The 25,533-nt window shown below is 38.6% G+C and carries 23 protein-coding genes, 1 pseudogene and 1 riboswitch; of the genes and pseudogenes, 19 read left to right on the top strand and 5 right to left on the bottom strand.

The window, feature by feature from the left end; translation table 11 throughout:
* Window positions 1-49: 49 nt before the first annotated feature.
* From QFZ87_RS23195 to recQ, 3 genes are all read left to right on the top strand, one after another.
* Window positions 50-451, top strand: coding sequence for a MerR family transcriptional regulator (locus QFZ87_RS23195; protein ID WP_309866831.1), 402 nt, complete (start codon window positions 50-52; stop codon window positions 449-451).
* Window positions 438-1,361 carry a DMT family transporter gene (locus tag QFZ87_RS23190; protein WP_309866828.1) on the top strand — a complete coding sequence of 308 codons (924 nt, stop codon included), beginning with the start codon at window positions 438-440 and terminating at the stop codon, window positions 1,359-1,361. Before QFZ87_RS23195 ends, QFZ87_RS23190 begins: the two co-directional genes overlap by 14 nt.
* Before the next feature lie 120 nt (window positions 1,362-1,481).
* Window positions 1,482-3,611: a DNA helicase RecQ gene (recQ, locus tag QFZ87_RS23185; RefSeq protein WP_309866826.1), complete on the top strand. Its 2,130-nt coding sequence runs from the start codon at window positions 1,482-1,484 to the stop codon at window positions 3,609-3,611.
* 170 nt (window positions 3,612-3,781) lie between these two features.
* Here recQ and QFZ87_RS23180 read toward each other — a convergent pair whose 3' ends face one another.
* Complete coding sequence (locus QFZ87_RS23180; RefSeq protein ID WP_309868067.1) at window positions 3,782-4,570, bottom strand: formate/nitrite transporter family protein; 789 nt, start codon at window positions 4,568-4,570, stop codon at window positions 3,782-3,784.
* A 229-nt stretch (window positions 4,571-4,799) separates the two neighbouring features.
* Between QFZ87_RS23180 and yfkAB the strand changes: the two genes are divergently transcribed.
* Complete coding sequence (gene yfkAB / locus QFZ87_RS23175) at window positions 4,800-5,921, top strand: radical SAM/CxCxxxxC motif protein YfkAB (RefSeq protein ID WP_309866823.1); 1,122 nt, start codon at window positions 4,800-4,802, stop codon at window positions 5,919-5,921.
* A gap of 249 nt (window positions 5,922-6,170) precedes the next feature.
* Window positions 6,171-6,371 (top strand): cold-shock protein, encoded by a 201-nt coding sequence (locus tag QFZ87_RS23170; RefSeq protein ID WP_007083691.1) that lies wholly within the window; start codon window positions 6,171-6,173, stop codon window positions 6,369-6,371.
* A 205-nt stretch (window positions 6,372-6,576) separates the two neighbouring features.
* Here QFZ87_RS23170 and QFZ87_RS23165 read toward each other — a convergent pair whose 3' ends face one another.
* On the bottom strand, window positions 6,577-7,791 hold the full coding sequence (locus tag QFZ87_RS23165; RefSeq protein ID WP_309866812.1) for an MFS transporter: 1,215 nt from the start codon (window positions 7,789-7,791) through the stop codon (window positions 6,577-6,579).
* A gap of 231 nt (window positions 7,792-8,022) precedes the next feature.
* A riboswitch (SAM riboswitch) is annotated at window positions 8,023-8,131 on the top strand.
* A 126-nt stretch (window positions 8,132-8,257) separates the two neighbouring features.
* Here QFZ87_RS23165 and QFZ87_RS23160 point away from each other — a divergent pair.
* The 12 genes and pseudogenes from QFZ87_RS23160 to QFZ87_RS23105 all read left to right on the top strand — a co-directional run bounded on the left by QFZ87_RS23160 (window position 8,258) and on the right by QFZ87_RS23105 (window position 21,569).
* A complete protein-coding gene (locus QFZ87_RS23160) occupies window positions 8,258-9,367 on the top strand; it encodes a sugar ABC transporter substrate-binding protein (RefSeq protein ID WP_309866808.1) in 1,110 nt (369 codons plus the stop codon).
* A 72-nt stretch (window positions 9,368-9,439) separates the two neighbouring features.
* A pseudogene (locus QFZ87_RS23155) lies at window positions 9,440-10,944 on the top strand (sugar ABC transporter ATP-binding protein).
* A 1-nt stretch (window position 10,945) separates the two neighbouring features.
* Window positions 10,946-11,947 carry an ABC transporter permease gene (locus QFZ87_RS23150; RefSeq protein ID WP_309866805.1) on the top strand — a complete coding sequence of 334 codons (1,002 nt, stop codon included), beginning with the start codon at window positions 10,946-10,948 and terminating at the stop codon, window positions 11,945-11,947.
* A gap of 178 nt (window positions 11,948-12,125) precedes the next feature.
* On the top strand, window positions 12,126-12,875 hold the full coding sequence (locus QFZ87_RS23145; RefSeq protein WP_309866802.1) for an alpha/beta hydrolase: 750 nt from the start codon (window positions 12,126-12,128) through the stop codon (window positions 12,873-12,875).
* A gap of 521 nt (window positions 12,876-13,396) precedes the next feature.
* Window positions 13,397-13,822, top strand: a complete 426-nt coding sequence (locus QFZ87_RS23140; protein ID WP_309866799.1) for a hypothetical protein — start codon at window positions 13,397-13,399, stop codon at window positions 13,820-13,822.
* An 18-nt stretch (window positions 13,823-13,840) separates the two neighbouring features.
* Entirely contained in the window at window positions 13,841-14,776 is a 936-nt protein-coding gene (locus tag QFZ87_RS23135; protein ID WP_309866796.1) for an HD domain-containing phosphohydrolase, read from the top strand.
* Window positions 14,777-14,868: 92 nt separating this feature from the next.
* Window positions 14,869-15,630, top strand: a complete 762-nt coding sequence (locus QFZ87_RS23130) for a threonine/serine exporter family protein (RefSeq protein ID WP_309866792.1) — start codon at window positions 14,869-14,871, stop codon at window positions 15,628-15,630.
* 17 nt (window positions 15,631-15,647) lie between these two features.
* Complete coding sequence (locus QFZ87_RS23125) at window positions 15,648-16,088, top strand: threonine/serine exporter family protein (protein WP_309868065.1); 441 nt, start codon at window positions 15,648-15,650, stop codon at window positions 16,086-16,088.
* Window positions 16,089-16,282: 194 nt separating this feature from the next.
* Window positions 16,283-17,107 carry a C39 family peptidase gene (locus QFZ87_RS23120; RefSeq protein ID WP_309866789.1) on the top strand — a complete coding sequence of 275 codons (825 nt, stop codon included), beginning with the start codon at window positions 16,283-16,285 and terminating at the stop codon, window positions 17,105-17,107.
* A gap of 315 nt (window positions 17,108-17,422) precedes the next feature.
* Complete coding sequence (locus tag QFZ87_RS23115) at window positions 17,423-18,448, top strand: HD-GYP domain-containing protein (protein ID WP_309866787.1); 1,026 nt, start codon at window positions 17,423-17,425, stop codon at window positions 18,446-18,448.
* 574 nt (window positions 18,449-19,022) lie between these two features.
* Window positions 19,023-20,531, top strand: a complete 1,509-nt coding sequence (locus tag QFZ87_RS23110) for an amidase family protein (RefSeq protein WP_309868063.1) — start codon at window positions 19,023-19,025, stop codon at window positions 20,529-20,531.
* Between the two features lie 9 nt (window positions 20,532-20,540).
* Entirely contained in the window at window positions 20,541-21,569 is a 1,029-nt protein-coding gene (locus QFZ87_RS23105) for an ion channel (RefSeq protein WP_309866784.1), read from the top strand.
* Between the two features lie 26 nt (window positions 21,570-21,595).
* Here QFZ87_RS23105 and QFZ87_RS23100 read toward each other — a convergent pair whose 3' ends face one another.
* Genes QFZ87_RS23100 through QFZ87_RS23090 form a run of 3 tightly spaced genes read right to left on the bottom strand, consistent with a single transcriptional unit; the run spans window position 21,596 to window position 23,529 of the window.
* The gene (locus QFZ87_RS23100; protein WP_309866782.1) at window positions 21,596-21,982 is read right to left on the bottom strand and encodes a DUF350 domain-containing protein; all 387 of its coding nucleotides are present in this window, start codon (window positions 21,980-21,982) and stop codon (window positions 21,596-21,598) included.
* A gap of 12 nt (window positions 21,983-21,994) precedes the next feature.
* Window positions 21,995-23,215 carry a glutathionylspermidine synthase family protein gene (locus QFZ87_RS23095; protein ID WP_309866779.1) on the bottom strand — a complete coding sequence of 407 codons (1,221 nt, stop codon included), beginning with the start codon at window positions 23,213-23,215 and terminating at the stop codon, window positions 21,995-21,997.
* A 2-nt stretch (window positions 23,216-23,217) separates the two neighbouring features.
* Window positions 23,218-23,529, bottom strand: a complete 312-nt coding sequence (locus QFZ87_RS23090) for a hypothetical protein (protein ID WP_309866776.1) — start codon at window positions 23,527-23,529, stop codon at window positions 23,218-23,220.
* A gap of 98 nt (window positions 23,530-23,627) precedes the next feature.
* On the opposite strand from QFZ87_RS23090, the gene QFZ87_RS23085 reads away from it, so the two are divergent.
* Complete coding sequence (locus QFZ87_RS23085; protein WP_309866773.1) at window positions 23,628-24,077, top strand: hypothetical protein; 450 nt, start codon at window positions 23,628-23,630, stop codon at window positions 24,075-24,077.
* A 93-nt stretch (window positions 24,078-24,170) separates the two neighbouring features.
* Window positions 24,171-25,454, top strand: a complete 1,284-nt coding sequence (locus QFZ87_RS23080) for an ATP-binding protein (protein ID WP_309866770.1) — start codon at window positions 24,171-24,173, stop codon at window positions 25,452-25,454.
* Window positions 25,455-25,533 lie beyond the last annotated feature (79 nt).

Raw genomic sequence — 25,533 nt, 5'->3', positions numbered from 1 at the left:
CTTAGAGCTAACTCTAAGTTGTAGCATGTGTATAGGAGGTGTTTGTGTTATGTATAGTATTTCAGAAGTAGCAGAGCAGACAGGGTTTTCGGCACATACTTTACGATACTATGAAAAAATTGGCCTTTTATCGTCACCGACAAGACAAGGTGGAAAAAGGCTGTATACCGCAGGGGAAATACGGTTGCTGCAATTCATGAAGGTTCTTAAAAATACCGGAATGTCTTTAGAAGATATTCAAGAGTTCTTGGTAGATGGATGTCTTCTAGAAAATAAGGATGCTGAGCAAGACAGAAGTAAGAAAGTACAAAAACGGAAGAATATTTTAGAAAAGCATTTGCTGACATTGGAGCAACAAAAAAGAGAATTGGAAATGGTCATTCAGCTAACGGAAGAGAAGCTAGCAACTTATCAAGACATGCTGGAGGAGGACCGGAATGAAAAACGGTAAAGTGGTTGGAATGCTAATTGGTTTTGTGTTAGTGACTGGTGCCACCTTCAACCTCGCCAAGTACGCCGTTCAATATTTCTCCGCAGCAAGTGCAGCAGGATGGAGATTTGGGATTGCGGCACTGGTTATGTTTGCCCTTCTAATTATTCAAAAGAAAGTAAAATGGGGAACCATTCGCAGGCACGGAATCACTTATACCATACTTGGGATAGTAGGGATTTTTGGATTTAATGCCTTTTTCTTTTTCGGAATGAACCATACTTCGCCATTAAATGGAGCCTTAATTATGGGAACGAATCCACTAGTGACTACTATATTGGCTTATTTTATTTTAAAGGCACCAATCAACAAAAAACAAACCGTAGGAATTATTTTTGCCTTAGTAGGAGTAACCCTCGTATTGACTAAAGGATCTTGGGAATTGATTCAAACTCTTTCTTTTTCAAAGGGTGACTTGCTCATCTTAGCGGGGAATGTGTGCTGGGCCTTGTATGGGGTATTAGGGAGAAAGTACTTAAAAACGAGTTCTTCCTTAGAAACTACTACTTACACGATGATCGTCGGTGCTTTGTGCCTTATCGGATTAGCTGCCTTTTCATCAAGTGCGAATCCAGTCACCACCAATGTACCAATAGCAGCCTGGGGAGCCATTATATTTATGGCCATATTCACCAGTGTCTTAGGCTATCTGTGGTGGAACAAAGCAATGGAGATGATCGGACCGGCTAATACGGCCGTATTCTTTAATTTTGTGCCAGTTGTTACCATGCTTATCTCAATCGCAACAGGAACCCCCGTTACCATGGTTCAAATAATAGGAACCATCATGGTGATTTCAGGCGTTCTATTATCCTCCGGTTTTTTAAACTTTGGAAAAGTGTATAAAGTGTTAGCGAGGTCTCTTGAATAAGAGATCTTTTTTGCATGGACAACCGGGAAAGTTCACAAATTTTTTTTCAAAAAGCAGTATAATAGAATCATGATTATTTTCAGCTAAGAGACACAATCCAAATTGAGAGGAGGAACTCCTTTGTTTGAAAAAGCATTGCCATTACTAGAAACGCATTTTGGTTACAGCTCCTTCCGTACGGGACAAGAGCAGGCCATTCAATCCGTGTTAAACGGACAAAATACCATTTGCGTCATGCCCACGGGCGGTGGTAAATCGATTTGCTATCAAATCCCTGCGCTTGTCCTACCAGGAACCACGCTTGTCATTTCCCCATTAATCTCTTTAATGAAGGACCAGGTAGATGCCCTCATTCAGGTCGGAATTTCAGCCACATTTATTAATAGCTCATTAACCTTTAGCGAGGCAAGTGAACGGATTCTTGAAGCAAAGCAAGGGAAATACAAACTGCTATACATTGCACCAGAAAGATTAGAATCACAAGATTTTATCGAGGACTTAAGAGAAATGGACATCCCTCTTGTAGCCGTGGACGAAGCCCACTGTATTTCACAATGGGGACATGATTTTCGTCCCAGCTACCGCCATATTCAACAAATGCTGAATACCCTACCGCAAAGTCCAAATGTTCTTGCGCTAACAGCGACAGCAACACCAAGAGTGCGTGAGGATATTTGCCGTCTTTTAAGCATTGATGAAAGAAATACGATTATGACAGGATTCGAACGGGAAAATCTGTCCTTCGCCGTTATCAAAGGTCAAGATAGACAAAAGTATCTCTTCGACTATTTGAGAAAGAACGATAAAGAAGCCGGGATTATTTATGCCGCGACACGGAAAAATGTAGATCAACTTTATGAAAGACTTACTAAAGAAAATATCAATGTTGCTCGCTACCATGCAGGGATGGGAGATGTGGAGCGAAACCATGAGCAGGAGCGTTTTTTAGAGGACAAGGCAACGGTTATGGTCGCCACTTCTGCCTTCGGAATGGGGATTGACAAATCCAATATTCGATATGTCGTACATTATCAAATGCCGAAGAATATGGAGAGCTATTACCAGGAAGCAGGCCGTGCCGGACGTGATGGACTAGAAAGTGAATGTATTCTGTTGTATTCGCCACAGGATGTGCAGGTCCAACGATTTCTTATCGATCAATCTAGTGATAGAACCCGCATGACACAAGAGTTGGACAAGCTTCAGCAAATGGTAGACTATTGCCACACGGAAGAATGTCTGCAGGAATTTATTTTAAAATATTTTGGTGAAACGGAGACTGAATCTTGTGGTCGATGTGGGAATTGCCTGGATACAAGAACTAGCATAGATGTAACCAGAGAAGCACAAATGGTCATGTCTTGTGTCATTCGGATGGGGCAGCGCTTCGGAAAAACCATCACAGCCCAGGTTTTAACAGGATCGAAAAATCAAAAGGTGGCGGAAATGGGTTTTAACAGGCTGCCTACTTACGGAATTATGAAGGAGAAGAGTGCAAAAGATGTAAGTGATTTTATTGAATTCTTGATTTCACAAGAGTTAATTGCCATTGAGCAAGGACAATTTCCTACTCTTTTTGTTTCTCCTAAGGGAAAAGATGTTCTATTAGGAAAGCAACAGGTATACCGGAGAGAAACGGTTCAGGTTAAGCAAGTGTCTAAGAATGATCCGTTATTTGAAGTGTTACGTGAGGTACGAAAACAAATTGCTGAATCGGAAAAAGTACCACCATTTGTTATTTTCTCTGATGCTACCTTAAAGGATATGTGTGTCAAACTTCCGATCACGAACGAGGAGTTTTTACAGGTAAGCGGTGTGGGTGAACTTAAGCTTCAAAAATATGGACTTCGGTTTATTGAGGCAATACTCACATTCGTTGAAGACAATCCGGATTATCAGAGTGAGCATGGATCTGTAGAGAAGGTGCCGAAGAAGCAGGCAAAAAGGACCGTCACTGATTCGCATTTGGAAACATTGACATTACATCAAAGTGATTATTCAATAATGGAAATTGCTGAGAAGCGTGATTTAGCGGTTAGTACAGTGGAGAATCACTTAATTCAATGTGCGCAGCAGGGGTTAGAGGTCGATTTTTCAAAACATATCCCTGCCGAATACGTACCGCTTTTAGAAAAAGCAGTGGAAGAAGCGGGGCGTGATCGATTAAAGCCCATTAAGGAACTCCTTCCAGAAGAGGTTAGCTACTTTATGGTTAAAGCCTATGTTTATTTTTTAAGTAAAAATAAATAAAATGTAACGTTATAGTTGTTGGGGAATTTTAAAAATTGTCGATATATCACCGGAATTTGTTGTTATTTCCCCGGGAATTTGTCGATATTCCCTAATAATTGGATAAGATGATAGCATTCGACAATGTTACTACAAAAATGGCTGATTCTAGAAAGGAGTCAGCCTTATTTTTATTCCTGATATTCATCTAAAAACGGTTTATTTACGTAATAATACATCATTGCCATAAATACAGCTCCACCAATCAGATTGCCGATTGTAACAGGAACAAGGTTGTGAATCACGCCACCCCATGAAATCGTTCCTGGGTGATTTAGTACTAAGGCAATAGCGAAGGTACACATATTAGCAATACTGTGCTCATATCCGGAAATAAAGAAACAGAAGACAAACAGCATCATAGCAAACATCTTTGGTCCATCTCCTTTTAACCCCATTGGAAGGAAAAAGGCCATACAAACAAGCCAGTTACAAAGGATTGCCCGGAAAAACAACTCTGTTGTAGGGACTTGCATTTTAATTTCCACGACATGGAGGAGAAATCCATTAACTGACGAGCTAGCATAAAGTCCTGTGGTGAAAATAATAAAAGCAAAGACAGCCGCACCTAAGATATTTCCTGCATAACTGCAAACCCATAGCTTTAGTACTTCTATCCAAGTCATTTTCTTACGGAGTGCAGCATAGGTGTAATAAAACGTATTTCCAGTAAAAAGATCACCACCACCATAGGCGATTAATATAATCGCTGCTCCGAAAGTAAGAGCGGCCATTGGGTAGGCAAACGGTGAGTCTACTACATAGAAGAAATTGCCAGTCTTGAACGCAACAATGACCCCAAAACCAATAAACATACTGGCAAGCATCGAGCGTAAAATATATCGGAGGATGCTTTGGCGAAATATCTTAATCTTTTTTAAGGCTAATTTTTCTGCTTCATGCAAAGGCTGCATTTCCATTTCTACTACCACCATTCACAATTCGTTTACTATCCCTTTATTTTTCAATAATCATGGAACAAATATGTATTATACGGGAATCACTTCATTTACCCAACGGAAAATAGGAAATTGCCATAGAATATTCTCAATTTATGTTCATATGCTTTTGTAACTAATATAAATAGCAACATGGCTATAAGATGCGCTATAATAAGGTTTTTCTTACTACAAAAATAAAGGAGTTTGTATGAAAACATTAAATAAAATTACCCCCCAGTTCGATCCTTGGGAAGCTTATTTAGATGTAACACAATACGGAAAACCTCTGCTTACCAATATCGAATTTACGACTACCACTCTATGTAATATGCGCTGCGAGCATTGTGCTGTAGGATACACCCTCCAAACAAAGGACCCGTTAGCACTTCCAATTGAGCTTATTTTACAAAGGTTAGAGGAAATTCCGCATCTGCGTTCGTTAAGTATTACAGGGGGAGAACCAATGCTTTCCCATAGCTCTATTAGTAATTATGTAGTACCTATTTTAAAGTATGCCCATGAGCGCGGAGTTCGAACACAGATGAATTCGAACCTAACCCTTGATTTAAATCGGTATGAAGAAGTAATTCCGTATTTGGATGTATTACATATTTCACATAATTGGGGAACAGTGGACGATTTTGTAGAAGCCGGCTTTGCAAGAATGGAGCGGAAGCCTGATTATAGCCAGCGAGAAAAGTATTTTACGAGAATGATAGAAAATAGCAGGGAACTGGTAAAAGCAGGAGTAATGGTTTCGGCTGAAACCATGTTAAATAAGCGGACACTGCCTCATTTGGAAAAGATTCACCGGCAAATCGTAGATGAAATGCTTTGTCAACGCCATGAAGTGCATCCTATGTATCCGAGTGATTTCGCCAGTAATCTTGAATCATTATCATTAAATGAAATTAGGGATGCAATTCATCATTTATTAGATATAAGGGATGAAAATGTATGGATGCTCTTTGGAACACTGCCATTTTATGCTTGCAGTAGTAAACAGGAGGATTTAGAGCTTTTAAAAAGGTTATATCAAAGTAAAAATGTAACCGTCCGGAATGATCCAGATGGTCGTTCCCGCTTGAATGTGAATATATTTAACGGTGATATCATTGTAACGGATTTTGGAGATACGCCTCCTTTAGGAAATATCCAAACAACCACACTTGAAGAGGCCTATCAAGCTTGGCAAAACACAAGCATTGCAAAGGAATTAAGCTGTCATTGCCCAGCTGTTTCATGCTTAGGTCCAAATATCTTGGTCAAGAATAGCTATTATCAGGATCTTGATTTTACCAAGTTGCAAGCCAATATTGCAAAAAAATAAGCTCTGTTAAATTGGGATGTTGATGTCCTTTTAAGGCGCTTCGCCTTCCGCGGGCGGTAAAACATGAGTGGCTAAAAGGACGGTCTTTATTGTCTTCTTGCAAATACCTAAGTGAAATGTTATACTAAGGAAGAATTATTTTTGTTCGGTGTAAAGGATAGTATAAGATTAACTTTTCGTCTTGATGATCACTGAGTGCAAGGATAGTACCATAATGTGTGCAAAAGCACACAGCAGGAGGAAACACACATGGAACAAGGTAAAGTAAAATGGTTTAACGCAGAAAAAGGTTTTGGATTCATCGAACGCGAAGCTGGAGACGATGTATTCGTTCACTTCTCAGCAATCCAAAGCGAAGGTTTCAAATCATTAGACGAAGGTCAAGCAGTTACTTTTGAAGTAGAACAAGGTCAACGTGGACCACAAGCTACTAACGTTCGTAAAGCTTAATAACGATGTCGGATAAGACAGGCTCTATTTTATAGAGTCTGTTTTTTTTATTTTAAAAAAAACAAACAAAAACCCCACTCATGAATGAGTAGGGCACACAAATGAAACAGTAATTCAAATGGTAGAATTATTGTATCATATATTTTCGATATAACCTAATGTATTTCAATAAAGTTTTTGGTAACTTTTGTTATTAAATAAGTTATTAAGCTGTATGTTTAACAAGGTTAGGATGTCGAAGCAATGATACGAGCAAAATCAGTCCGCTCATAATCAATAAAGCACTGGTGCTGATGAAAACAGCGGAAAAGCCAAAGTATCCAGAAAGAAAGCCCCCCAACATGGGCCCAATGATGTTACCGAGAAATCTTAGACTATTGTTATAGCCGAGGACCTCACCTTGCATGGTAATCGGCGCTTCCTGGCGGATATAAGCAATCCGGACAGGAATGATACCTCCGATGGTTACACCTAAGGCAATTCGGATGATGACAAGCTGCCAAAGACTTGTCACGATCGCTCCTGGTAAGTACACTATCCCTGCTGAAAATAGAAGTATGACTAATATTTTGATATACCCATATTTATCTGCAATCTTTCCCCAGTTCCGTGACATGAGTAAGTTTCCAATTCCCGCTGCGGAAAAAGCAATCCCTGAATAAAAAGCAACATTGTTTGGCCCGTGCAAATCACTTACAAATAACGACAGGATTGGTTGAATGCTGAAATGGGCTATTTGTACAAGAGATGAAATAAGCAATACGGTTAATAAAACAGGATTTCGTACGATGTGTTTGATAACCTCTTTACTAGAATAATGTGATTTAGTACCCTTCGTTGGTTCCACGAGAAATTCCTTCGTAATGATGACAAGCATGGCAGAGATGAATATGGAAATCGAAGTCCATTTAAAGGTGGTTGCATAACCGAGTGTATCGGCTAAAATTCCTCCGAGCATGGGTCCTAACAACGAACCCGTAATACTTCCTGTTTGTAATGTCCCAAGGACACGACCAGCAATCTCTTTTGGTGTTTGTGTGGAGATGAATGCCTGTGACATCGGGATAAACCCTGAGAAAAAGCCCATAAAAAACCGAAGCAAGAACAGCTGCCAGACTGAATGAACAAATCCCATTAAAAAGATAGATACAGCCATCCCTAATCCACAAATGATAAGTATCTTTTTCCTACCATAGCGATCTCCAATCTTCCCCCAAACTGGTGAAAAAAGAAAGGCAGAAACAAAGGTAATCCCAAAAGTAATACCCGACCAATGTTGGACATATTTCTCTGAAAAGTCCCCAAACGTTTCAATATACAGCGAAATAAACGGCATGACCATCGTCATACTACCGGCAACGAAGAAGTTTGCAAACCACATAATTAATAAATTACGCTTTGCACTTTCCTGCTTATTCATGGATGGTAACACTTCTTTCTACAATTTATTTCGGTTTCCTAAATATAATCATACCGAAATTTCTTAGGAGAATAAAGCAATAACTGGGTTTAGTTTTTAATATAGTTTTCCCAATTCCGTAAAATGTGATTAAAAAGGAGTTATTACTTTATTAAAAATATTAAAAATACTATTGACAACTTGTTAATGTGAGTTTAAATTTAGTTTAATACTTTAAATCAATAATACGTTCTCTTATCAAGAGTGGCAGAGGGACTGGCCCGATGACGCCCAGCAACCGTTCCATAAAAGGAATTGGTGCTAAATCCTGCAAAACATTTAATGTTTTGAGAGATGAGAGAGGAGTAGTCCAACATTTGTGATGAAACCTCTCTTTTCTGGAGAGGTTTTTTATTTTTACATAAAAAAACTTCTCCAATGGGAATAGTTTATTTTGGTAAGAAAGACAAAAAGGGGGAGCTTTATCATGAAAAAAAATATTTTCAAAAGTGTGCTTGTATCGACGTTGGCTGCAAGCCTGCTACTCACGGGGTGTGCTTCAGGGGGAGAAACGAAGAAAGCAAGCGGAAATAAAAATGTATCACTTGAAGGCGTACCGGAAAAATTTAAAGGCGACCAATTAAAAATTAAGGTGATTCGTAAAATTGGCGGTGACGACCACACAGCTCAATTCTTAGCAGGTGCAAAAGAAGAGGGAGAAGCTTTGGGATTGCAAGTGGATGTATTTACTGCAAACGGTGATACTGCAAAATTCCATGATGCGATAAATCAGGCTTTAGATCAGGACTATGATGGATTCATCATTTCACACGGTGATGATGATGCGACGGTGAACGATGTAAAGAAGATCGTCGAAAAAGGAAAAAGTTTGGTTACATTTGACTCTAATCCAAAGTTGGCTGAAGTGGAGGGAGTAACACTTACATCACAGGATGACGAGGCATTGGCAACTTTAGCACTGGATCAGCTGGTAAAGGAAACGAAGGGCAAAGCCAATATTGCGTACCTTTGGGTTGACGGTTTTCCGCCAATGGTTAGACGAAATAAAGTGTACCAAGATGTACTTTCAAAAAATCCAGGAATTAAAGAAGTGGAACGTTTTGGTGTAGCCGCTGCAGATACTAGTGTTCAAACACAAAACGCCGTAGCTGCCATGTTAAATAAATATCCAAAAGGAAAGTTGGATGCCATCTTTGCTACTTGGGATGCCTTTGCTATTGGTGCGGCACGAGCCCTAAAAGAGGCGGGCCGTGAAGAAGTAAAAATCTATGGTATTGATGTTTCGAATGCGGACCTTCAAGAGATTCAAAGAAAAGGTAGTGCTTGGAAATACACAGCTGCCGTCGATCCTAAACTAATTGGTGCGGTGGATTTAAGATTGCTTGCTAAAAAACTTGCAGGTGAAGAAACACCACAAACCTATGATTTGCAGGCTTCTCTAGTTTCACAAGACAATCTTCAAAAGTCTAAAGATCCTGTTAACATGGTTAATCTATCAAAAATTATTTCAGGATGGGGCCAATCAGATGCATTCGAGGAAGATTGGATGAAAACATTAAAAAAATATTATAAATAATTAATTGTTACAATAAGCACTCTCTTTTTCACTTGATTAAGAGAGTGTTTGCTTGATAGGGGGGACAATTTCATGCAGTCAACATTGGAAATGAAAAATATAACTATTGAATTTCCAGGGGTGAAAGCTTTAAATCAGGTTCATTTTTCAACAAAGACGGGAAAGATCCAGGCATTGATTGGAGCAAATGGTGCAGGGAAATCAACTCTAATGAAGGTCCTCTCAGGGGCTTATAATCATTATACCGGTGAGATTGTGCTGGACGGGGAATCTTTGAACATCCGATCACCAAAAGATGCCCAGGATGCGGGCATACAGATTGTCTATCAAGAAGTCGATACGGCACTTATTCCTAATTTAACGATTGCGGAAAATATTATGTTGATGGACACGGTTCATCATATGGGAAAAAAGCAGTGGATGAACTGGAAGACTCTTCATCAAAAAGCAGCACAAATCCTGGCTGATATGAATATTACACTTTCTACGAAAAAGCTTGTGAGTGAGCTTTCTCTAGCAGAAAAGCAAATGATTCTCATTGCTAGAGCTGTCTCGAATCGGTGTAAGTATCTGATTCTAGATGAACCCACTGCACCCTTAAGTCATACAGAAACGACCGAGCTTTTTCGAATTGCCCACGAATTAAAGAGACAAAATGTCGGGATTATCTTTATTTCTCACCGCCTGCCAGAGATTTTTGAAATCTGTGATGAAATTACAGTAATGAGAAACGGAGAATTTGTTGTAAAAGAGAACATCTCAGAGACAACACACAGAATCAAGTGGTGGAGCACATGCTTGGCCAAAAGCTGGAGGAACAGTTTCCGAAAAAGAATACGAGAATTGGAAACACAGTTCTTGAAGTGAAGGGACTTTCAGATAGAAGTAAAATTAAAGATTTCCATTTACATGTGAAATCTGGAGAAATCGTTGGAGTGGCTGGGCTAGTCGGTGCTGGGAAAACCGAGCTTTGCAAGGCGCTTTTTGGTTCTGAAAAGTTAACTGGAGGAGAAGTCCTTCTTAATGGGGTTAAACTAACTTTGAATAGCCCGTATGATGCGGTGAAAAATGGAATGGCATTAGTGCCTGAAGAACGCAGGAAGGAAGGAATTCTTGTCCTTGAATCAGTGGAATCCAATTTGACAGCGGCTAATTTGGGCAGTTTTACAAACGTATTTAGCTTTTTAAATAGAAAGAAAGAAAAGGAAACAGCCAAGCAGTTGATTAGCCGGCTTGGAATTAAAACACCTTCTGAAGAAACAAAGGTTCAAAATCTATCTGGAGGAAATCAGCAGAAGGTCGCAATAGGAAAGTGGCTGGTAGCTGATGCTGATGTCTATATTTTTGATGAACCAACCAAAGGCGTGGATGTTGGTGCCAAAAAAGACATATTTGAACTAATCACGGAATTGGCAAGCAGAGGGAAATCGATTATTTACGCTTCTTCCGAACTATCAGAGATTATGGGAATTACGGATCGAGTCTACATTCTATATGATGGAGAATCAATAAAAGAGTTAGAAACGAACCGAACAAACGAGGAAGAACTTTTATTTTATTCCACAGGGGGCAGGTAAAATGGAGACAAATATTACAGCAAAGAATCAGACCCCAACAAAAAAAGCATTTGAGTTGTTTCAATTTTTATATAAATACGGGACCATTATCACGATTCTTGCACTTATTCTTATTTTTTCAGCGGCTAATCCAAGCTTTATTCAGGGCAGTAATATCGTCAATATCCTCCGCTCGATTTCGATTGTGACGATAATTGCTATAGGGATTACCATTTCATTATCTGTAGATGGATTCGATTTATCAGTAGGCTCGGTTGCTTCGTTATCGAATGCCATCGTCATTTCTATGTTTGTTTGGTTTTCTCAAAATACCGTTATCGCGATTATCGCTGCGATTGGTGCCTCTTTAATTGTAGGTGCTTTGAACTCGTTCATGATCGTAAAGTTACGAATCCCAGACATGCTAATGACTTTAGCGACAATGTTTATCATTCAAGGGACCGCACTTACCTATACAAAAGGCGCGACTGTTTCTCAAAATATGGTGATGCCTGATGGATCCATGGCAACGGGATTAATCAGTCCATTTTTTTCGAAAATTGGTGAGGTGCCATGGATTATTATCATCATGGCTATTACCGTCATTCTTGTACATATCTTTCTGACCTATACTAAACATGGGCGTTATATGTATGTGATTGGAGGGAACAAAGAGGCTGCAAGACTTTCAGGGATCCCTGTTAATAAATATAAAGTGGCAGCTTATTTACTCTCTGCTTTGTTTGCATCAATCGGTGGAATTGTCCTTGCATCAAGGGTTATGACTTCAGAAATTAACTCGGGTGCACCCTACCTCATGGATTCGGTTGCTGCAGCCTTTATCGGATTTTCAGTTCTGGGAGCCGGTAAACCAAATGCATTTGGTACCTTTATCGGGGCGGTATTAATTGGTATTCTGCAAAATGGCCTTGTCATGATGTCTGTACCGTATTATGCCATGGATATTGTAAAAGGAACCGTTCTAGCGTTTGCTTTAGCGATTACTTATTATAAACAGAAATAAAATAATAGACACCTATTCACATTGTGGATAGGTTGTTTTTTTATGATCAAGGATATCAACAAATAATGTAGTTTTTATTAACATATCCACTAGAAATCACTTATTCACAGGCAGGTAATTATTTAATGGAAGCGAATACATCTTAAGTGAGGAAAAATAATGTGATGGAGGGAAGAGTATGACCAGCAAATATCCAATATTAGAAGGTGCAGAACCGTTTTATTTTGAGGGAAGCAATGTTGGAATTTTAGTATCACATGGATTTACAGGTAGCACCCAAAGTATGCGGCCACTAGGAGAGGCATACGCGAAAGCGGGCTACACGGTATGTGGACCGCGACTCATAGGTCATGGAACACACTATGAAGAAATGGAACAAACCACCTATCAGGATTGGGTTTCTTCTATTGAAGAAGGATTCCTATGGTTAAAAGAACGCTGCGATACGATTTTTGTCACTGGTCTTTCGATGGGGGGCACATTGACTCTTTATATGGCTGAAAAGTATCCTGAGATTCGAGCGATTATCCCAATTAACGCCGCTGTGGATATTCCAGAAATGGCTCCTGTCCGACAGTTAGAAGGGGTAAGGTTTTTAGATGCAATTGGGTCTGATATTAAAAAAGCAGATGTGAAGGAATTAGCGTATGAAAAGACCCCTGTTCAATCGATTAAGGAAATCCTCACTTTTATGGAACAGGTAAAAGCAGACCTTCATAAAATTACCTGTCCGGCATTGATTTTTGTATCGGAAGAGGATCATGTCGTGCCACCTAATAATTCACAAATCATTTATGAAGCTATTAGTTCTTCGGTAAAAGAGCTTCATCTTATGAAGGAGAGTTATCATGTGGCAACGCTTGATAATGACCAACAAGTAATCATTGAGAAAACATTACATTTCATTGAAAAATTCAGTGAAAAGTAGACGTAGGGGCCTTCTACATGGACTTTCTCGCCTGTTTTTTGTGAAAAGTAGACGTAGGGGCCTTCTACATGGACTTTCTTGCTTATTTTTAAGAGAAAAGTAGACGTAGGAGTCTTCTACATGGACTTTCTCGCTTTATTTTAAGAGAAAAGTAGACGTAGGAGCCTTCTACATGGACTTTCTCGCCTTCTTTTAAGAGAAAAGTAGACGTAGGAGTCTTCTACATGGACTTTCTTGCTTATTTTTAAGTGAAAAGTAGACGTAGGGGCCTTCTACATGGACTTTCTTGCTTATTTTTAAGAGAAAAGTAGACGTAGGAGCCTTCTACATCGACTTTCTTGCTTGCTTTTTAGAGAAAAGTAGACGTAGCTTATACTACATCGATATAATTGTCGAAATACAGAAAATTATATTATTTTTCTGTAAAATATGGCATTTTTTGTGGTAATATATAATTTCAGCAATTATAATGACTGTGAGTACAATTTCCTATAATGAACTTATAAAGTGGAGGTAAACTCATGTTAAAAAAAGTATTCGCCATGTTGATTTCTATTCTTTTATTGGTAGCATTTGGAACAAGCGCATTTGCAGCAGAAACCAAAAGTACTGATTATGACAAGGTAATTGCTTCCATTGAAAAAACGAATTATGAAATTGAAGAAAAAATTGCAAAAGCAGTAAGTGATGCCGATAAATTAGAAGCAAAGTACATAAGTGATATCCAAAAACTTGATGAAGGCGACACAAAATATAATGAAAGAACAGAACAATTTACTAACGATCTCGATAAATTAATAACGGATTTATATAATACAACATTGAAAATGTCTACTGATGCAATCAATAAGGCAGCAGAAAAGGGCATCCAAGCAGAAGCGTACTGGACACTTGTGGAAATAGGGGGCAGGTTGGTTTGGATTGACCCGATTCGAGTTTGTCATTAAGAAGCTGGGGGTTTTTTAATGAAGGGTCTTTACCTTGGAACGAACGAGAAATTTTTAGAAAAAGTTATTGATTCAACTTCAGAATTTAGTTTGATTGCCAAAGGTGATGGATCGGAGGTAATACTACAAACTATTAGTGTAGGAAAAACTTTTTATGTCTTTCCAGGTGATGAACCTGAAACAATGGAATTTTTTTTTATAGTTGATGGAGAATGTGTTTATGAAGAAAAAGATACTGAAATTCACTTAAAAACAGGGGACTATTTTTATATACATCATCTTGAGGAAGCATCTTATTTTAAAGCTTTGACTAATATGAAGCTTATTTGGTTTACCACTAAGCCAGCCTTTCATTTTATAAGCAGAAGTATTGATGAACTAACAAAAATCGTTAAACAAATAGAAGATAAAGACAAATATACCTACCAACATAGTGCAAGGGTTCAAACATATTCAATTAGACTTGCTAAACAATTACAACTTTCTAAAGAAAAATTGGAAAATCTATACTTTGCTTCCTTGTTTCACGATATAGGAAAAATTAATGTCCCAGAAGAAATTCTAAACAAACCTAGAAGACTCACGACTGAAGAATATGAAATCTTAAAAAAGCATTCAGCGGACGGCTGTGAAATGGTTAAATCCACCTATTATTCTCATATAGGAGAAATTATTTTACAGCATCATGAACGGCTGGATGGTTCGGGATACCCAAATGGACTTAAAGGTGACCAAATACTTCTTGAAGCGCAAATCATTGGAATTACTGATACATATGATGCGATGACATCGGATAGGATTTATAGAAAAGGAATGGACCCAGCTCTAGCGATTAGAAAATTAAAAAGATTGTCAGGTCGTTATTACGAAGCATCTATTGTTGAAGCATTTGAAAAAGTATTAATTATGGACGGGAAATTCCAAGAAGAAGACTTAAAACAAGTTCCAAGCTAATAAGGAACTTGTTTTTTTGGGCTTATAATTGATTCATAACCTAATTTTGATTAAACTAAGTAACAAATGTAAAGATAATGTGGTGAGTATTAATGGAGAATCAAGTGGAAGGAACCTATGATATTATGGAGGTCTGCTTACTCGCTGGAAAAATCATGCTTCAAAGCGGTGGAGAGACGTATCGAGTGGAAGATACTATGATGCGCATAGCTGCAGCCTTTGGAATTCAAACGACACACAGCTATGTGACCCCAACCGGAATCATATTTTCAGCTGAAGGTACAGAACCAACTAAAACGAAGCTCATACGAATTTCAGAGCGGTCTACGGATTTAAAAAAGGTGGCTATGGTAAATAGCATTTCTAGAAGTATCAGCAGTGGTGAAATGAATATAAATGAAGCATTAAAGCAATTAAAAGAAATTGACTCCTTAGATGTGACCTTTCCCTTTAAGTATCAGGTGTCAGCTGCTTCATTAGCCAGCGGCTGCTTTATGATTATGTTTAATGGCGGGTGGAATGATTTTCTCCCATCAATGGTCACAGGAGGGTTAGGCTATCTAAGCTTTGTTTACTTTCATCGTTTTGTTCCAATTAAGTTTTTCTCGGAATTTCTAGCCTCGTTTGTAATTGGCTTACTATCTGTATTGTTTGTTAAACTGGGTTTAGGAAATCAATTAGATAAAATTATTATTGGCTCTGTTATGACGTTGGTGCCGGGGCTTTTAGTAACCAATGCAATTAGAGATTTAATGGCAGGGCATTTAGTATCGGGTTTATCCAAAGGGGCAGAAGCATTTCTAACAGCATTTGCCATTGGAGCGGGCATTGCCGTTGTGTTATCGTTTTTATAAAGGTGGCTTGAATGAACTTGGAAATTCTAGGTCAATTAATAACAAGTTTTTTAGCAACAGGAGCCTTTGGCATCCTTTTTAATGCACCAAAAGAGACTTTGGTTAAATGTGGATTGATTGGAATGGGTGGTTGGTTAATTTACTATCTTCTCGAGAGATATTCCAATGATGCCATTTTTGCCACGTTAGCAGCCACGATTTTTATTGCGGTTCTGAGTCAGGAATTAGCTAAGTTTTACAAAACTCCAGTCATTATCTTTAGTGTGGCAGGGATTATCCCATTAGTACCAGGTGGGTTAGCCTATGATGCGATGCGGAACTTTGTGGAGAATAATTACAATGCAGCACTAGGCTCTGCAGCAAAAGTATTGATGCTTGCAGGAGCTATTGCCTTCGGCTTAGTTTTTTCTGAAGTAATTAATCAAGTCATTCGAAAAATTAATCAAAGCAGGATATGAATATTCTTATTTTCCCCCTTGGTCTAAAAACTGAGGGGATTTTCTTAAGGATAAGTTAAGGTATAAGGATTATGATAATTTTGGAAAAGTTTTTCCTTTATCCATTTAGTAATGTTTGGTATTGTTATATAGTAGTATTTTACTAGATTGCTAGTTGTTAACAAAGTCTATCATAAGGAATGGTATATTCGTCTATGAAAAAATTGTTATTCATCATTATTATTCTAATCATATCTTTTATAGGAGCAAATACAATTTTTGCAGGTAAATTTAACTGGCAAGATGTCGTTCAATTGAAAGAAGTGGTGAAAACAAAGTCTACGAATGTTGAACCGCAAAAGGAGACTGAGTCACTAACAGCAAATAAAGAAGTCCTACAAGAAGAAGCAGAGCCAGTAAATGAAGTGAAATTAACAAATACAGAGTCAAGTATTCCGGACAATATCATCCTGGATGTACCATTGTTAAATCAAATGGACGCACCCAAGCTTTATAATGGCTGTGAGGTTACAAGTTTAGCGATGATTCTTAACTATCATGGGGTTAAAGTGACAAAAAATGAGTTAGCTGAAAATATTAAAACAGTTCCGTTAACTTATAATAATGGGAAAAAGGGAAATCCAAATGCCGGCTTCGTTGGAAATATGGCGAAGGGTCCTGGACTGGGTGTTTACAATGGGCCCATGTTAGAATTGGCTCAAAAATATGTCGGTGATCGTGCTGTGAATTTAACCAATCACCCATTTGAGGATGTATTAAAAAAGGTCGGGCAAGGGCTACCAGTGTGGATTATTACTACTTCAAACTTTGCGCCAGTCACTGTTTTCCAAACGTGGGATACGCCACAAGGAAAAATTGATATTACGTTCAGTGAACATAGTGTTGCCATCACAGGCTATGATGAAACTCATATTTATGTAAATGATCCTTATGGAGTCAAAAATAGAAAGCTCAACCGCGAAAGTTTTATTAAAGCTTGGGAGCAAATGGGCAAGCAGGCGATTGTTATAGAAAAATAAGAAATCTTAAGATTTGTTTTTATATTTTGTTTAAAAGATTCTCCTGCCACAGTACTAATGCTGTGGTTTTTTTGCTTTTTATAGAGGGAGCTCATCTATTGTATAAGACTTTTAGAAAAATCTAATTTTTTCTTTACCAAATCAAAAAATCCAATTATAGTAAAATTAAGATAAAAAATTACAATAGTAAAAATTAACCTTTTGCTCGACAATTTATGATTCAAAGTAACACTTTTTTCATTATTCGTTTTACTTTTTAAATGTCCACATAAGGAACCGCAATATGACCTGTTATAAAAAAGGGGAGCTTATAACATGGAGTTAAAAAAGGGTATGGTATTAAAAGAGGATATTTATTCTTTAACGGGTGTATTGCTTTTAAAGAAGGGAACTGTATTAAAAGATGACCACATGCATTATTTGAGTCGACATAAGATTCAAATACAGGAGCACGACCAAGCAAAGGATTTAATAGGAAAAAAATTTGGAGAACTAAATGAAGTAGTTTATAGAAGTGTTTATTCATCCGTCCAAGAGTTACAAAGAAGTATTAGTGGAAAATCAAAACTCAATGATAATGAGATTCAAGAAATGGTTGATACATTTCAAGAATTACATGAGGAGTTCGCCTTAAAGGACGTTGGTATTTTAGAGCTAATGGAAAGATTCTCTAAGGATGAGTATTTATTTAAACATTCCATTAATGTTGGTTTGATAGCTAGTAAAATAGGAAGAATACTAAAATTATCGGAAAAGCATCAACAATTTTTAGCTAGTATGGGTCTGTTTCATGATGTCGGGAAGTTTAAAATTGATCCAATGATTTTAAATAAGCCCTCTAGGTTAACAGATGAAGAATTTAATCTGCTCAAACAACATCCAAAGCTCGGATACGATTTACTGTCGAAAACTTCTTTACATCCGCTCATCTTAGAAGGGGTTTTAAAGCACCATGAACGATTAAATGGTACTGGATATCCCAATCGTTTAAATGGAGACAGTATTCCTTTCTTTATCAGGATACTTTCTGTAGCAGATACCTTTGATGCTATTTGTTCAAATCGGGTGTATAGGAGTTCTATGTCGATTTTTTACGCTGTAGATGAATTAATTAAGGAAGTTAAACAGAATCGTCTTGATGAAGCGATTGTTTTACCATTTACTAATTCTTTAATGGAATTGGCCAAAGGAAAGAAAATTACCCTTCGAAATGGAAAAGTTGGTGAGATTCTACATATAGACTTTAAATATCCAAACCAGCCAATATTAAAAATAGAAGGTTTCAAGCCTTTAAATCTTCAAAAAGAAAACTTAACATTGAACCAAGTTGCCAATATGTAAAAGTGGTAAAAATTGGGCGAAGGCAGAGGAAATAAAATTCCTCTGCCTTCTTAGCTCTGATTCATTTAGAATCCATATTGTAACTTGTGAATGCTAGTCTTATTAAAGACAGTAAATAACTGTCTAGCTACCCGCGCTCTCAGGCGCTTCGCTTTTCTGTTCGCAAGTAAAAACTTATATATAATCATTGTTTGTTATAAACAAATTTGCCGCGGTTATTCTTCCACCTGATGGTTTTGTACCTAAACGACGTAAGCCCTACCTCTCTTACATCCTAACGGCTCCGAAGCCGATCCAGTGTGAATAAGTTTTTATATTAAAACATAAGCAGAATGCCAGAAATAAATTCTTACATTGCGTAATCTTATAATTCCAAGTTACCTATGTGCGAAGCACAATTACTAATATTACAGGAATTAATATTGTTTGTCAACACCTATATTAGAGTAGTGTTTGCTTAACCGTACGAATAAGGAATCTTTTTATTAGAAAACGATTAGTAATAATTGATAAAGGAATATAGCAACTATTAGTAGAAGTAATAGTAAAAAACCTATGAACGGGGATGAGTTGGATGGAGGGTTTTGATTATAAAAGTTTTGATGGGTTAGGAATTGCTGACTTGATTAAAAAGAAGGAAATTCAACCAAAAGAAGTGTTAACTGAAGCCATTCATACGATAGAAAAACATAATCCCCAATTAAATGCCGTTATTAATAGGTTTTATGAAAAGGCTGAAAAAGAAGCCGAGAACGTGGATATAAACGGTACATTTGCGGGAGTACCGATGCTTCTTAAAGATATTGCTCAAGAAGTGCAGGGTGAAAAAATAACCTCAGGTTCAAGGGCTTTGCAAAGCTATCGAGCTAGAGTAGATTCAGAATATGTTAAACAACTAAGAAAAACAGGCGCGTTGTTTGTGGGGCAAACCAATGTACCAGAATTTGCTTTGATGGGGATTACTGAGCCCGAATATTACGGTCCCACTCGGAATCCGTGGAATTTGAATCATACACCAGGTGGCTCTAGTGGAGGTTCGGCAGCAGCTGTGGCAAGTGGAATGGTCCCCATTGCAGGGGCTAATGATGGTGGTGGATCCATTCGTATACCAGGAGCCTATTGTGGATTGTTTGGAATAAAACCCACACGGGGGAGAACCCCGGTTGGTCCTACTTATGCAAGGCATTGGCAGGGGGCATCGGTAGACCATATTCTCTCAAGAACGGTGAGGGATAGCGCGGCAATCCTTGATGAGATTCGGATCCATGAGAAATATGCTGCTTTTTATGCTCCCCCATTTGAAGGTAACTATCTGCAACTGGTACAAGAAGCGCCAAGTAGTAAATGGACCATCGCCTTTTCTGTAAAATCACCCCTTGGAAATGTGATTGACAATGATTGTAAAGAAGCAGTGCTGAAAACAGCCAAGCTTTTAGAGTCGATGGGACATCAGGTGGTCGAAGTCGACGTACCGGTTGATGGTAGAAAAATAGCAAAGAGCTATTTGACCATGTACTTTGGAGAAATGGCCGCGGGGCTAGCAACCCTTGAAGACGTTCTTGGCAGGAAAGCTAAAATGACGGATGTAGAATCGACAACATGGATGCTTGGATTAGTGGGAAAAGCGACATCAGCGGAGGAATTTGTTTTAAGTATTAGAGAATGGGATAAGGCTACTATTCAAATGGAACATTTTCATGAGACATATGATTTGCTACTCACACCGACAACGGCATCGCCACCTGCAAAGATTGGTGAACTTGAACCAAGTAAATCGGAAAAGGCGGCACTTCAGTTTGCAGGAAAGCTTTCCTTAGGAAGGTTGATGAAAAAAGCAGGCATTGTTGAACAAGTGGCAGAAAAAAATTTAGAAAGAACACCTTTTACACAACTTGCTAATTTAACCGGCCAGCCTGCTATGACCGTGCCCATTCATCTGACATCTGATGGACTACCGGTTGGGGTGCAATTCATGGCGGCCAAAGGTAGAGAGGATCTCCTTTTTTCACTGGCAGGTCAGTTGGAACTTACGGATGATTGGGTGCCTGTGCAAAGAAATCCATTTTATATGAAAAAAGAGTAGGGGATCACTATGCTATTTTTTAGAAAGCTGTTTATAACAGCGACCAAGTATCGGTACCGAACGTTAATTTTGGTTACTACATTTTATATTTTAATAAATGCAGCGGTTATGAGAATGCTCGAACCCAAAACATTTGAAAACACCTTTCACGCAGTTTGGTGGATTCTGACGACAATGACGACTGTTGGCTACGGAGATGTTTATCCAACGACACAGCTCGGAAGAATATGGGCGATGGTAATCGTATATACGGCTGGAATCGGGCTCTTTGGTGTATTGATTGGAGTGATTGTTGATGCTGTCTCCCAGTACAAACGGATGAAGGAGGAAGGAAGAATGACATTTAAAGGAACGAACCATTATGTTATTATTGGCTGGACGGCTAAGAGTAAAAATACCATTAATGAACTTTTTCTCGGCGATTCCAAAACGGAAATCGTTCTCATTGATGAATTAGAAAAAACACCGTATGAACATGAGCGGTTTCTTTATATCCAGGGAAGTCCAACCGATGAAGAAACGCTAAGAAGAGCAAGGATTGAGAAGTCGAAGGCTGTATTATTGTTTGCAGCTGATGGGATTGATAACCCAGACCTAGCAGATGGAAAAACACTTTTAGTGGCTTCTTCTATTGAGCGTTATGACGAAGGCACAGAAAGTAATATCTATACGATTGCTGAAATATTAAACGAAAAGCATGTAGGCAATTTTAAACATGTGAAAATCGATGAGTTCATTCTTTCTCATGAATCCGTATCTAATCTGATGGCAAAATCAGCACAAACTAAAGGCGCAAGCCACCTGTTTACCCAACTTTTAAGTCGCAAGGACGGGGACGGGGGAAGTGATTTATGGGAAGTGAAAGTAAGACCGGAATGGTCTACCTACGGAATGGCTTATGATTTTCTAAAAGATAATGGGGCACAGTTGATAGCCGACCGTGATGATTTACAAATACTCAAAAAGTGGAATGAACCGATTTCAAAGGATGCAAGGTTATTTGTGATCTGTGATAAGGAAACCTATCAAAAATTATAAAAAAACGCATCCTCGGATGCGTTTTTTTAATAGGTCAAACATCCTGCGATAACCACGCCGATGGAGACTGACAAAAACATAAGGAACAGGCCAACTGCCTGGTTATCTTCTTCGATGCTTTGCATAACGTTGAACCGTGGCGTGAGCCATTCTGCCAAGTAAAAAACAATAATTTGGGCAACAATTCCAATCGCTCCCCATATTGCCATATCCCCTAAAGAGATAGAATTAGCAGCAGTGGAATACAAAACAATGGCTAATCCAAGTAGTCTGCCTCCAAGGACATAACTCGCTGCTTTATTTCCTTTTGCCATCAAGGAAAATTCCTTTACCTTTGTTGTTACTTCCATCAGCACAAGTCCTACTAATAAGAGACCAAGTGAAACTATTAAGTATAATAAAAAATTCTCCATACTCATTCCCCTTTATTTTTTGATTCCAACTGGCAAGAAATACGACTCGTTCCCTGTGATTTTCCCTCCAGCACGGACCCCTATGCTACTTGCCTTTCCAGCAATAAGGAATGCACCAAAAACGTAAGATAATTCTTCCACTCCCTTTTCCGTTTCCAATGTTACAGTGGGAAGAGGCACATACGCTTGATAGACTGGCAGTTCTTCCTTAAATGTTTGATAATCATTCTGGATCGTCAACTGGGATTGTTCATCCCAAATCGTAACGGTGTCTCCTTCTCTGCCAAGGGATGGTTTTTTTACAAAGGGACTTCTTCCTTCAAAAAAGTCTGCTTCAAGATACGTTGGGAGCATATATTCCTTAATCCACTTCTGCTCCTCGTCTGTATAAAAGGCACCGTTCTCAGCTAATCCCCAAATCAAACTCTGAATGGATTTGGGTTGAAGAAGGAAGGATGAAACAGGATTCAGAATAGAAAGCTTTCCATCTTTCACGAACTGCAGTAATTCGATTCCAATTAAATCTCCGGTTTCAGTATCCCGGTCCTCCACTAAGTGTTCAAGTGGGTAGGTTTGTCGGTATAAAACATCAATAGGCATACCGTCGGGGTCAAGTAAAGCATCGTCAGTAATCTGAAGAGCGGACAAGGGAACCATCTTATTTTCAACCTGACAGAGTGCGCTTAAATAGCTTGTGGTCTGCCAATCCTCTATGTGGTCAACATGAGCGGTAAACACAATATTAGGTGAACTTTTTCCCTGTGACGCTTCCATCACGGCTTTGGTAATACCGGATGACAGGAGCCGTTCTTCCTTTTCATTTGGATTAATAAGGCCGAATTCACTGCATGCTTTTCCATTCACATGAAAACATTCAACGATAAAGGTGGGTGTATCACTGTTAAATTCAAGCAATTTGAGTCCATGATCCGTAACGGCAAAGTCAAAGCGGGAGATCACCGATTCTGGAAAAAGATTTTTTAATCTAAGAAACGGAAGACTTGATCTAGGGTAACCCAGTTGAAGTAGTTGCTCGTCTGAAAGGCTCCGAAGCAGGCGTGCAGTTTTGAAAAAGACGGCCCCCATACGTTCTGTTGCCTCTTTTAAGAGACAGGCAGTTTGTTCACGAATGGGTAATACATGATAAAGGCTGTATTCACTTCCATATAGATTGGACCAGAAGGATGGGATTTGTGAATAAAAGGCTTTCCGTTTTTCTGCATAAGATGCCATGGTTATCCTCCAAACCCACCCTTGGAGCCACTGCCAAATCCACCTTTAAAGCTCGAAGAGGATCGATAGGATTTATAGGATGATGATTTTAAGAGAGAAGATTTGTTGCTAAAAAAACCTCCTCCGTAATAGTAATGATGATAATGACTAGAGTGGGTATCATCACATTGCCAAACCCCTTGGTCATCATCCCATTCCCAATCTTGACAGCTGGGATCATCGGGCTGTGGTGGAAGATCGTCTGAACAACCTGAAAGTGTTCCGGCAATAAGTGAGGAGAGAACTCCAGTTACCAACCATTGGGTTTTCTTCACCTTCTCACGCTCCTTTATTTGTATATAATATTATTATAGAAGGTAATGTCAGGAAAACAATGCAAAAATTTGAAAGTGAAAGAAAGAGGGCTGGATAGATGAGGTTAGAGTATAGACTTGATGACAATTATAAAAAATACCCTGCATTATGGAATTATCTGCATTTGACGACGGCTGAAGCCGTAGCAAGAATGACCTGCGAATTTTTTGTTAAGGAAGGAGAAACCTATGCCGTCACGGCAACTGCTATGGATCCGGACGGTACACTAGTGCTATATGTTCAAAAAGAACAGTTTCCAAAGGACGCGGCTGAACCCGTTTATTCTCACATTGGCCTAGAAATTAGAGAAATCACATTAGTTGGTTCAACCCTGATTGAGAAAAGAGACATTTGGGAGCATGAAGAGGTTTTGCCAACCCTTCATTCGGATGCAATATATATCCAAAGGAATGGAAAATTTATGGAGTTGGCTTTGGATTCAAGAGAGATAGATGAAGATCGTAAGTGCTATGTGTATTACGGAAAATTTTCGGGGGAAAGCAGATAACTTTTATAGTAAAATTTTCATAGAAAAAAAGGAAAGTGACGATTTTTGTCGTATTGTTTACTTAAATAGAAGGTTATCCATGGAGGAATGACAATGCTGGCAGAAAAGCTCCTTTTGAATGTTTTAATTACGATCGCACCAGTCCTACTATCCAGTACTCTAATGGAAAATAATCGAAAACTTAAATCTCCCTATTTATGTGGTTTCTTACAAAGTATTGCCGCCATAACCTGTATGCTTTTCTCGTATGCAAACTATGGGTTTCATTGGGACCTTCGCTATGTTCCTCTGGTATTAGCAATCCTCTATGGGGGCCCTGTGGCGGGAGGAATCGTTTTAACTACCATTATTGGAACTCGCTTGATTTTGGGCGGCGGTACCATGATTTTCGGACTTACCAATTCGGTATTAACGGCGCTAATTCCATTTCTCTTTTATAAACATTTTTGGAGATACTCTCCAAATAAGAGAGTGGTACTTACGATGCTTGTGGGTTTCTGGTCATTGACCCTTTGTTTTCTTTCTCTTAGTATATTTCGCTATTTAGAGGGTAATTTTTTTAAACTGGATTTTAATATTCCTGATATTCTGCTCGTTGGACTCATTCAAACATTAGCACTTGGTCTCGCAGCTAAACTGAACGAGGGAATAATCGAAAGGAATAAGATGAAAAAAGAGATTCAGCGTGCCGAAAAGTTAAATACGCTAGGTGAACTGGCAGCTTCCATTGCACACGAGGTTCGGAACCCTTTAACGGTTGTGAAAGGATTTTTACAATTGATGCAGCAAGAAGAATCGGGGAAAAATTATCAGTATCTTTCTCTCGTCTTAAATGAGTTAGCACGCGCAGAGTTGATTATTAGTGATTATTTGAATTTTGCAAAGCCTCAATTTGAGAAAATAGAAAAGTTTTCGTTAAAAGAATTGCTAGCAGAAGTGGTGATACTCATGGAGCCACTTGCTGCTAAGCAAGGAGTGCAGCTTGAAAGTGAATTGGAGTCCATCACCCTCACTCTTGTGACCGATCGAAATCAATTTAAGCAAGCACTGGTTAATCTAATAAAGAACGGGATTGAAGCGACTCCAGAAGGTGGAAAAGTAACGGTCCATTCTAAATCAGACAATCACCATGCAACGGTAAAGATTGCTGATACAGGTAAAGGAATGACGGAAGAGCAGCTCGCGAGGATCGGGACCCTGTTTTATACTACAAAGGACAAGGGGACCGGACTTGGTACTTCCGTTTCTTTAAAAATAATTGAAACGATGCACGGAAAAGTCTCCTATCACAGTGTACTAGGAGTAGGTACAGAGGTAACGATGTTGCTGCCTATTGGTAAAAAACAACAGTTATTATATAATGAAAACGCTAGCTAGTCTTAAAGACAGCTAGCTTATTTTTTTGGTATAGTAATAGAGTAGTCAATTACCGTTTTCACTTATTGGAAAAGATGAA

Origin of the sequence: Bacillus sp. SLBN-46, from assembly GCF_031453555.1 — a bacterium.
Lineage (GTDB): Bacteria > Bacillota > Bacilli > Bacillales > Cytobacillaceae > Neobacillus.
Note: the sequence above shows the minus strand (reverse complement) of the source record. Positions and strands in the feature narration are given on the sequence as shown.

What these genes read in the sequence shown, in the direction of transcription:
- QFZ87_RS23195 (WP_309866831.1), top strand. Translation starts at nt 50, where the DNA reads ATGTATAGTATTTCAGAAGTAGCAGAGCAGACAGGGTTTTCGGCACAT.
- QFZ87_RS23190 (WP_309866828.1), top strand. Translation starts at nt 438, where the DNA reads ATGAAAAACGGTAAAGTGGTTGGAATGCTAATTGGTTTTGTGTTAGTG.
- QFZ87_RS23180 (WP_309868067.1), bottom strand. Translation starts at nt 4,570, where the DNA reads ATGGAAATGCAGCCTTTGCATGAAGCAGAAAAATTAGCCTTAAAAAAG.
- yfkAB (WP_309866823.1), top strand. Translation starts at nt 4,800, where the DNA reads ATGAAAACATTAAATAAAATTACCCCCCAGTTCGATCCTTGGGAAGCT.
- QFZ87_RS23170 (WP_007083691.1), top strand. Translation starts at nt 6,171, where the DNA reads ATGGAACAAGGTAAAGTAAAATGGTTTAACGCAGAAAAAGGTTTTGGA.
- QFZ87_RS23165 (WP_309866812.1), bottom strand. Translation starts at nt 7,791, where the DNA reads ATGAATAAGCAGGAAAGTGCAAAGCGTAATTTATTAATTATGTGGTTT.
- QFZ87_RS23160 (WP_309866808.1), top strand. Translation starts at nt 8,258, where the DNA reads ATGAAAAAAAATATTTTCAAAAGTGTGCTTGTATCGACGTTGGCTGCA.
- QFZ87_RS23150 (WP_309866805.1), top strand. Translation starts at nt 10,946, where the DNA reads ATGGAGACAAATATTACAGCAAAGAATCAGACCCCAACAAAAAAAGCA.
- QFZ87_RS23145 (WP_309866802.1), top strand. Translation starts at nt 12,126, where the DNA reads ATGACCAGCAAATATCCAATATTAGAAGGTGCAGAACCGTTTTATTTT.
- QFZ87_RS23140 (WP_309866799.1), top strand. Translation starts at nt 13,397, where the DNA reads ATGTTAAAAAAAGTATTCGCCATGTTGATTTCTATTCTTTTATTGGTA.
- QFZ87_RS23135 (WP_309866796.1), top strand. Translation starts at nt 13,841, where the DNA reads ATGAAGGGTCTTTACCTTGGAACGAACGAGAAATTTTTAGAAAAAGTT.
- QFZ87_RS23130 (WP_309866792.1), top strand. Translation starts at nt 14,869, where the DNA reads ATGGAGAATCAAGTGGAAGGAACCTATGATATTATGGAGGTCTGCTTA.
- QFZ87_RS23120 (WP_309866789.1), top strand. Translation starts at nt 16,283, where the DNA reads ATGAAAAAATTGTTATTCATCATTATTATTCTAATCATATCTTTTATA.
- QFZ87_RS23115 (WP_309866787.1), top strand. Translation starts at nt 17,423, where the DNA reads ATGGAGTTAAAAAAGGGTATGGTATTAAAAGAGGATATTTATTCTTTA.
- QFZ87_RS23110 (WP_309868063.1), top strand. Translation starts at nt 19,023, where the DNA reads ATGGAGGGTTTTGATTATAAAAGTTTTGATGGGTTAGGAATTGCTGAC.
- QFZ87_RS23105 (WP_309866784.1), top strand. Translation starts at nt 20,541, where the DNA reads ATGCTATTTTTTAGAAAGCTGTTTATAACAGCGACCAAGTATCGGTAC.
- QFZ87_RS23100 (WP_309866782.1), bottom strand. Translation starts at nt 21,982, where the DNA reads ATGGAGAATTTTTTATTATACTTAATAGTTTCACTTGGTCTCTTATTA.
- QFZ87_RS23095 (WP_309866779.1), bottom strand. Translation starts at nt 23,215, where the DNA reads ATGGCATCTTATGCAGAAAAACGGAAAGCCTTTTATTCACAAATCCCA.
- QFZ87_RS23085 (WP_309866773.1), top strand. Translation starts at nt 23,628, where the DNA reads ATGAGGTTAGAGTATAGACTTGATGACAATTATAAAAAATACCCTGCA.
- QFZ87_RS23080 (WP_309866770.1), top strand. Translation starts at nt 24,171, where the DNA reads ATGCTGGCAGAAAAGCTCCTTTTGAATGTTTTAATTACGATCGCACCA.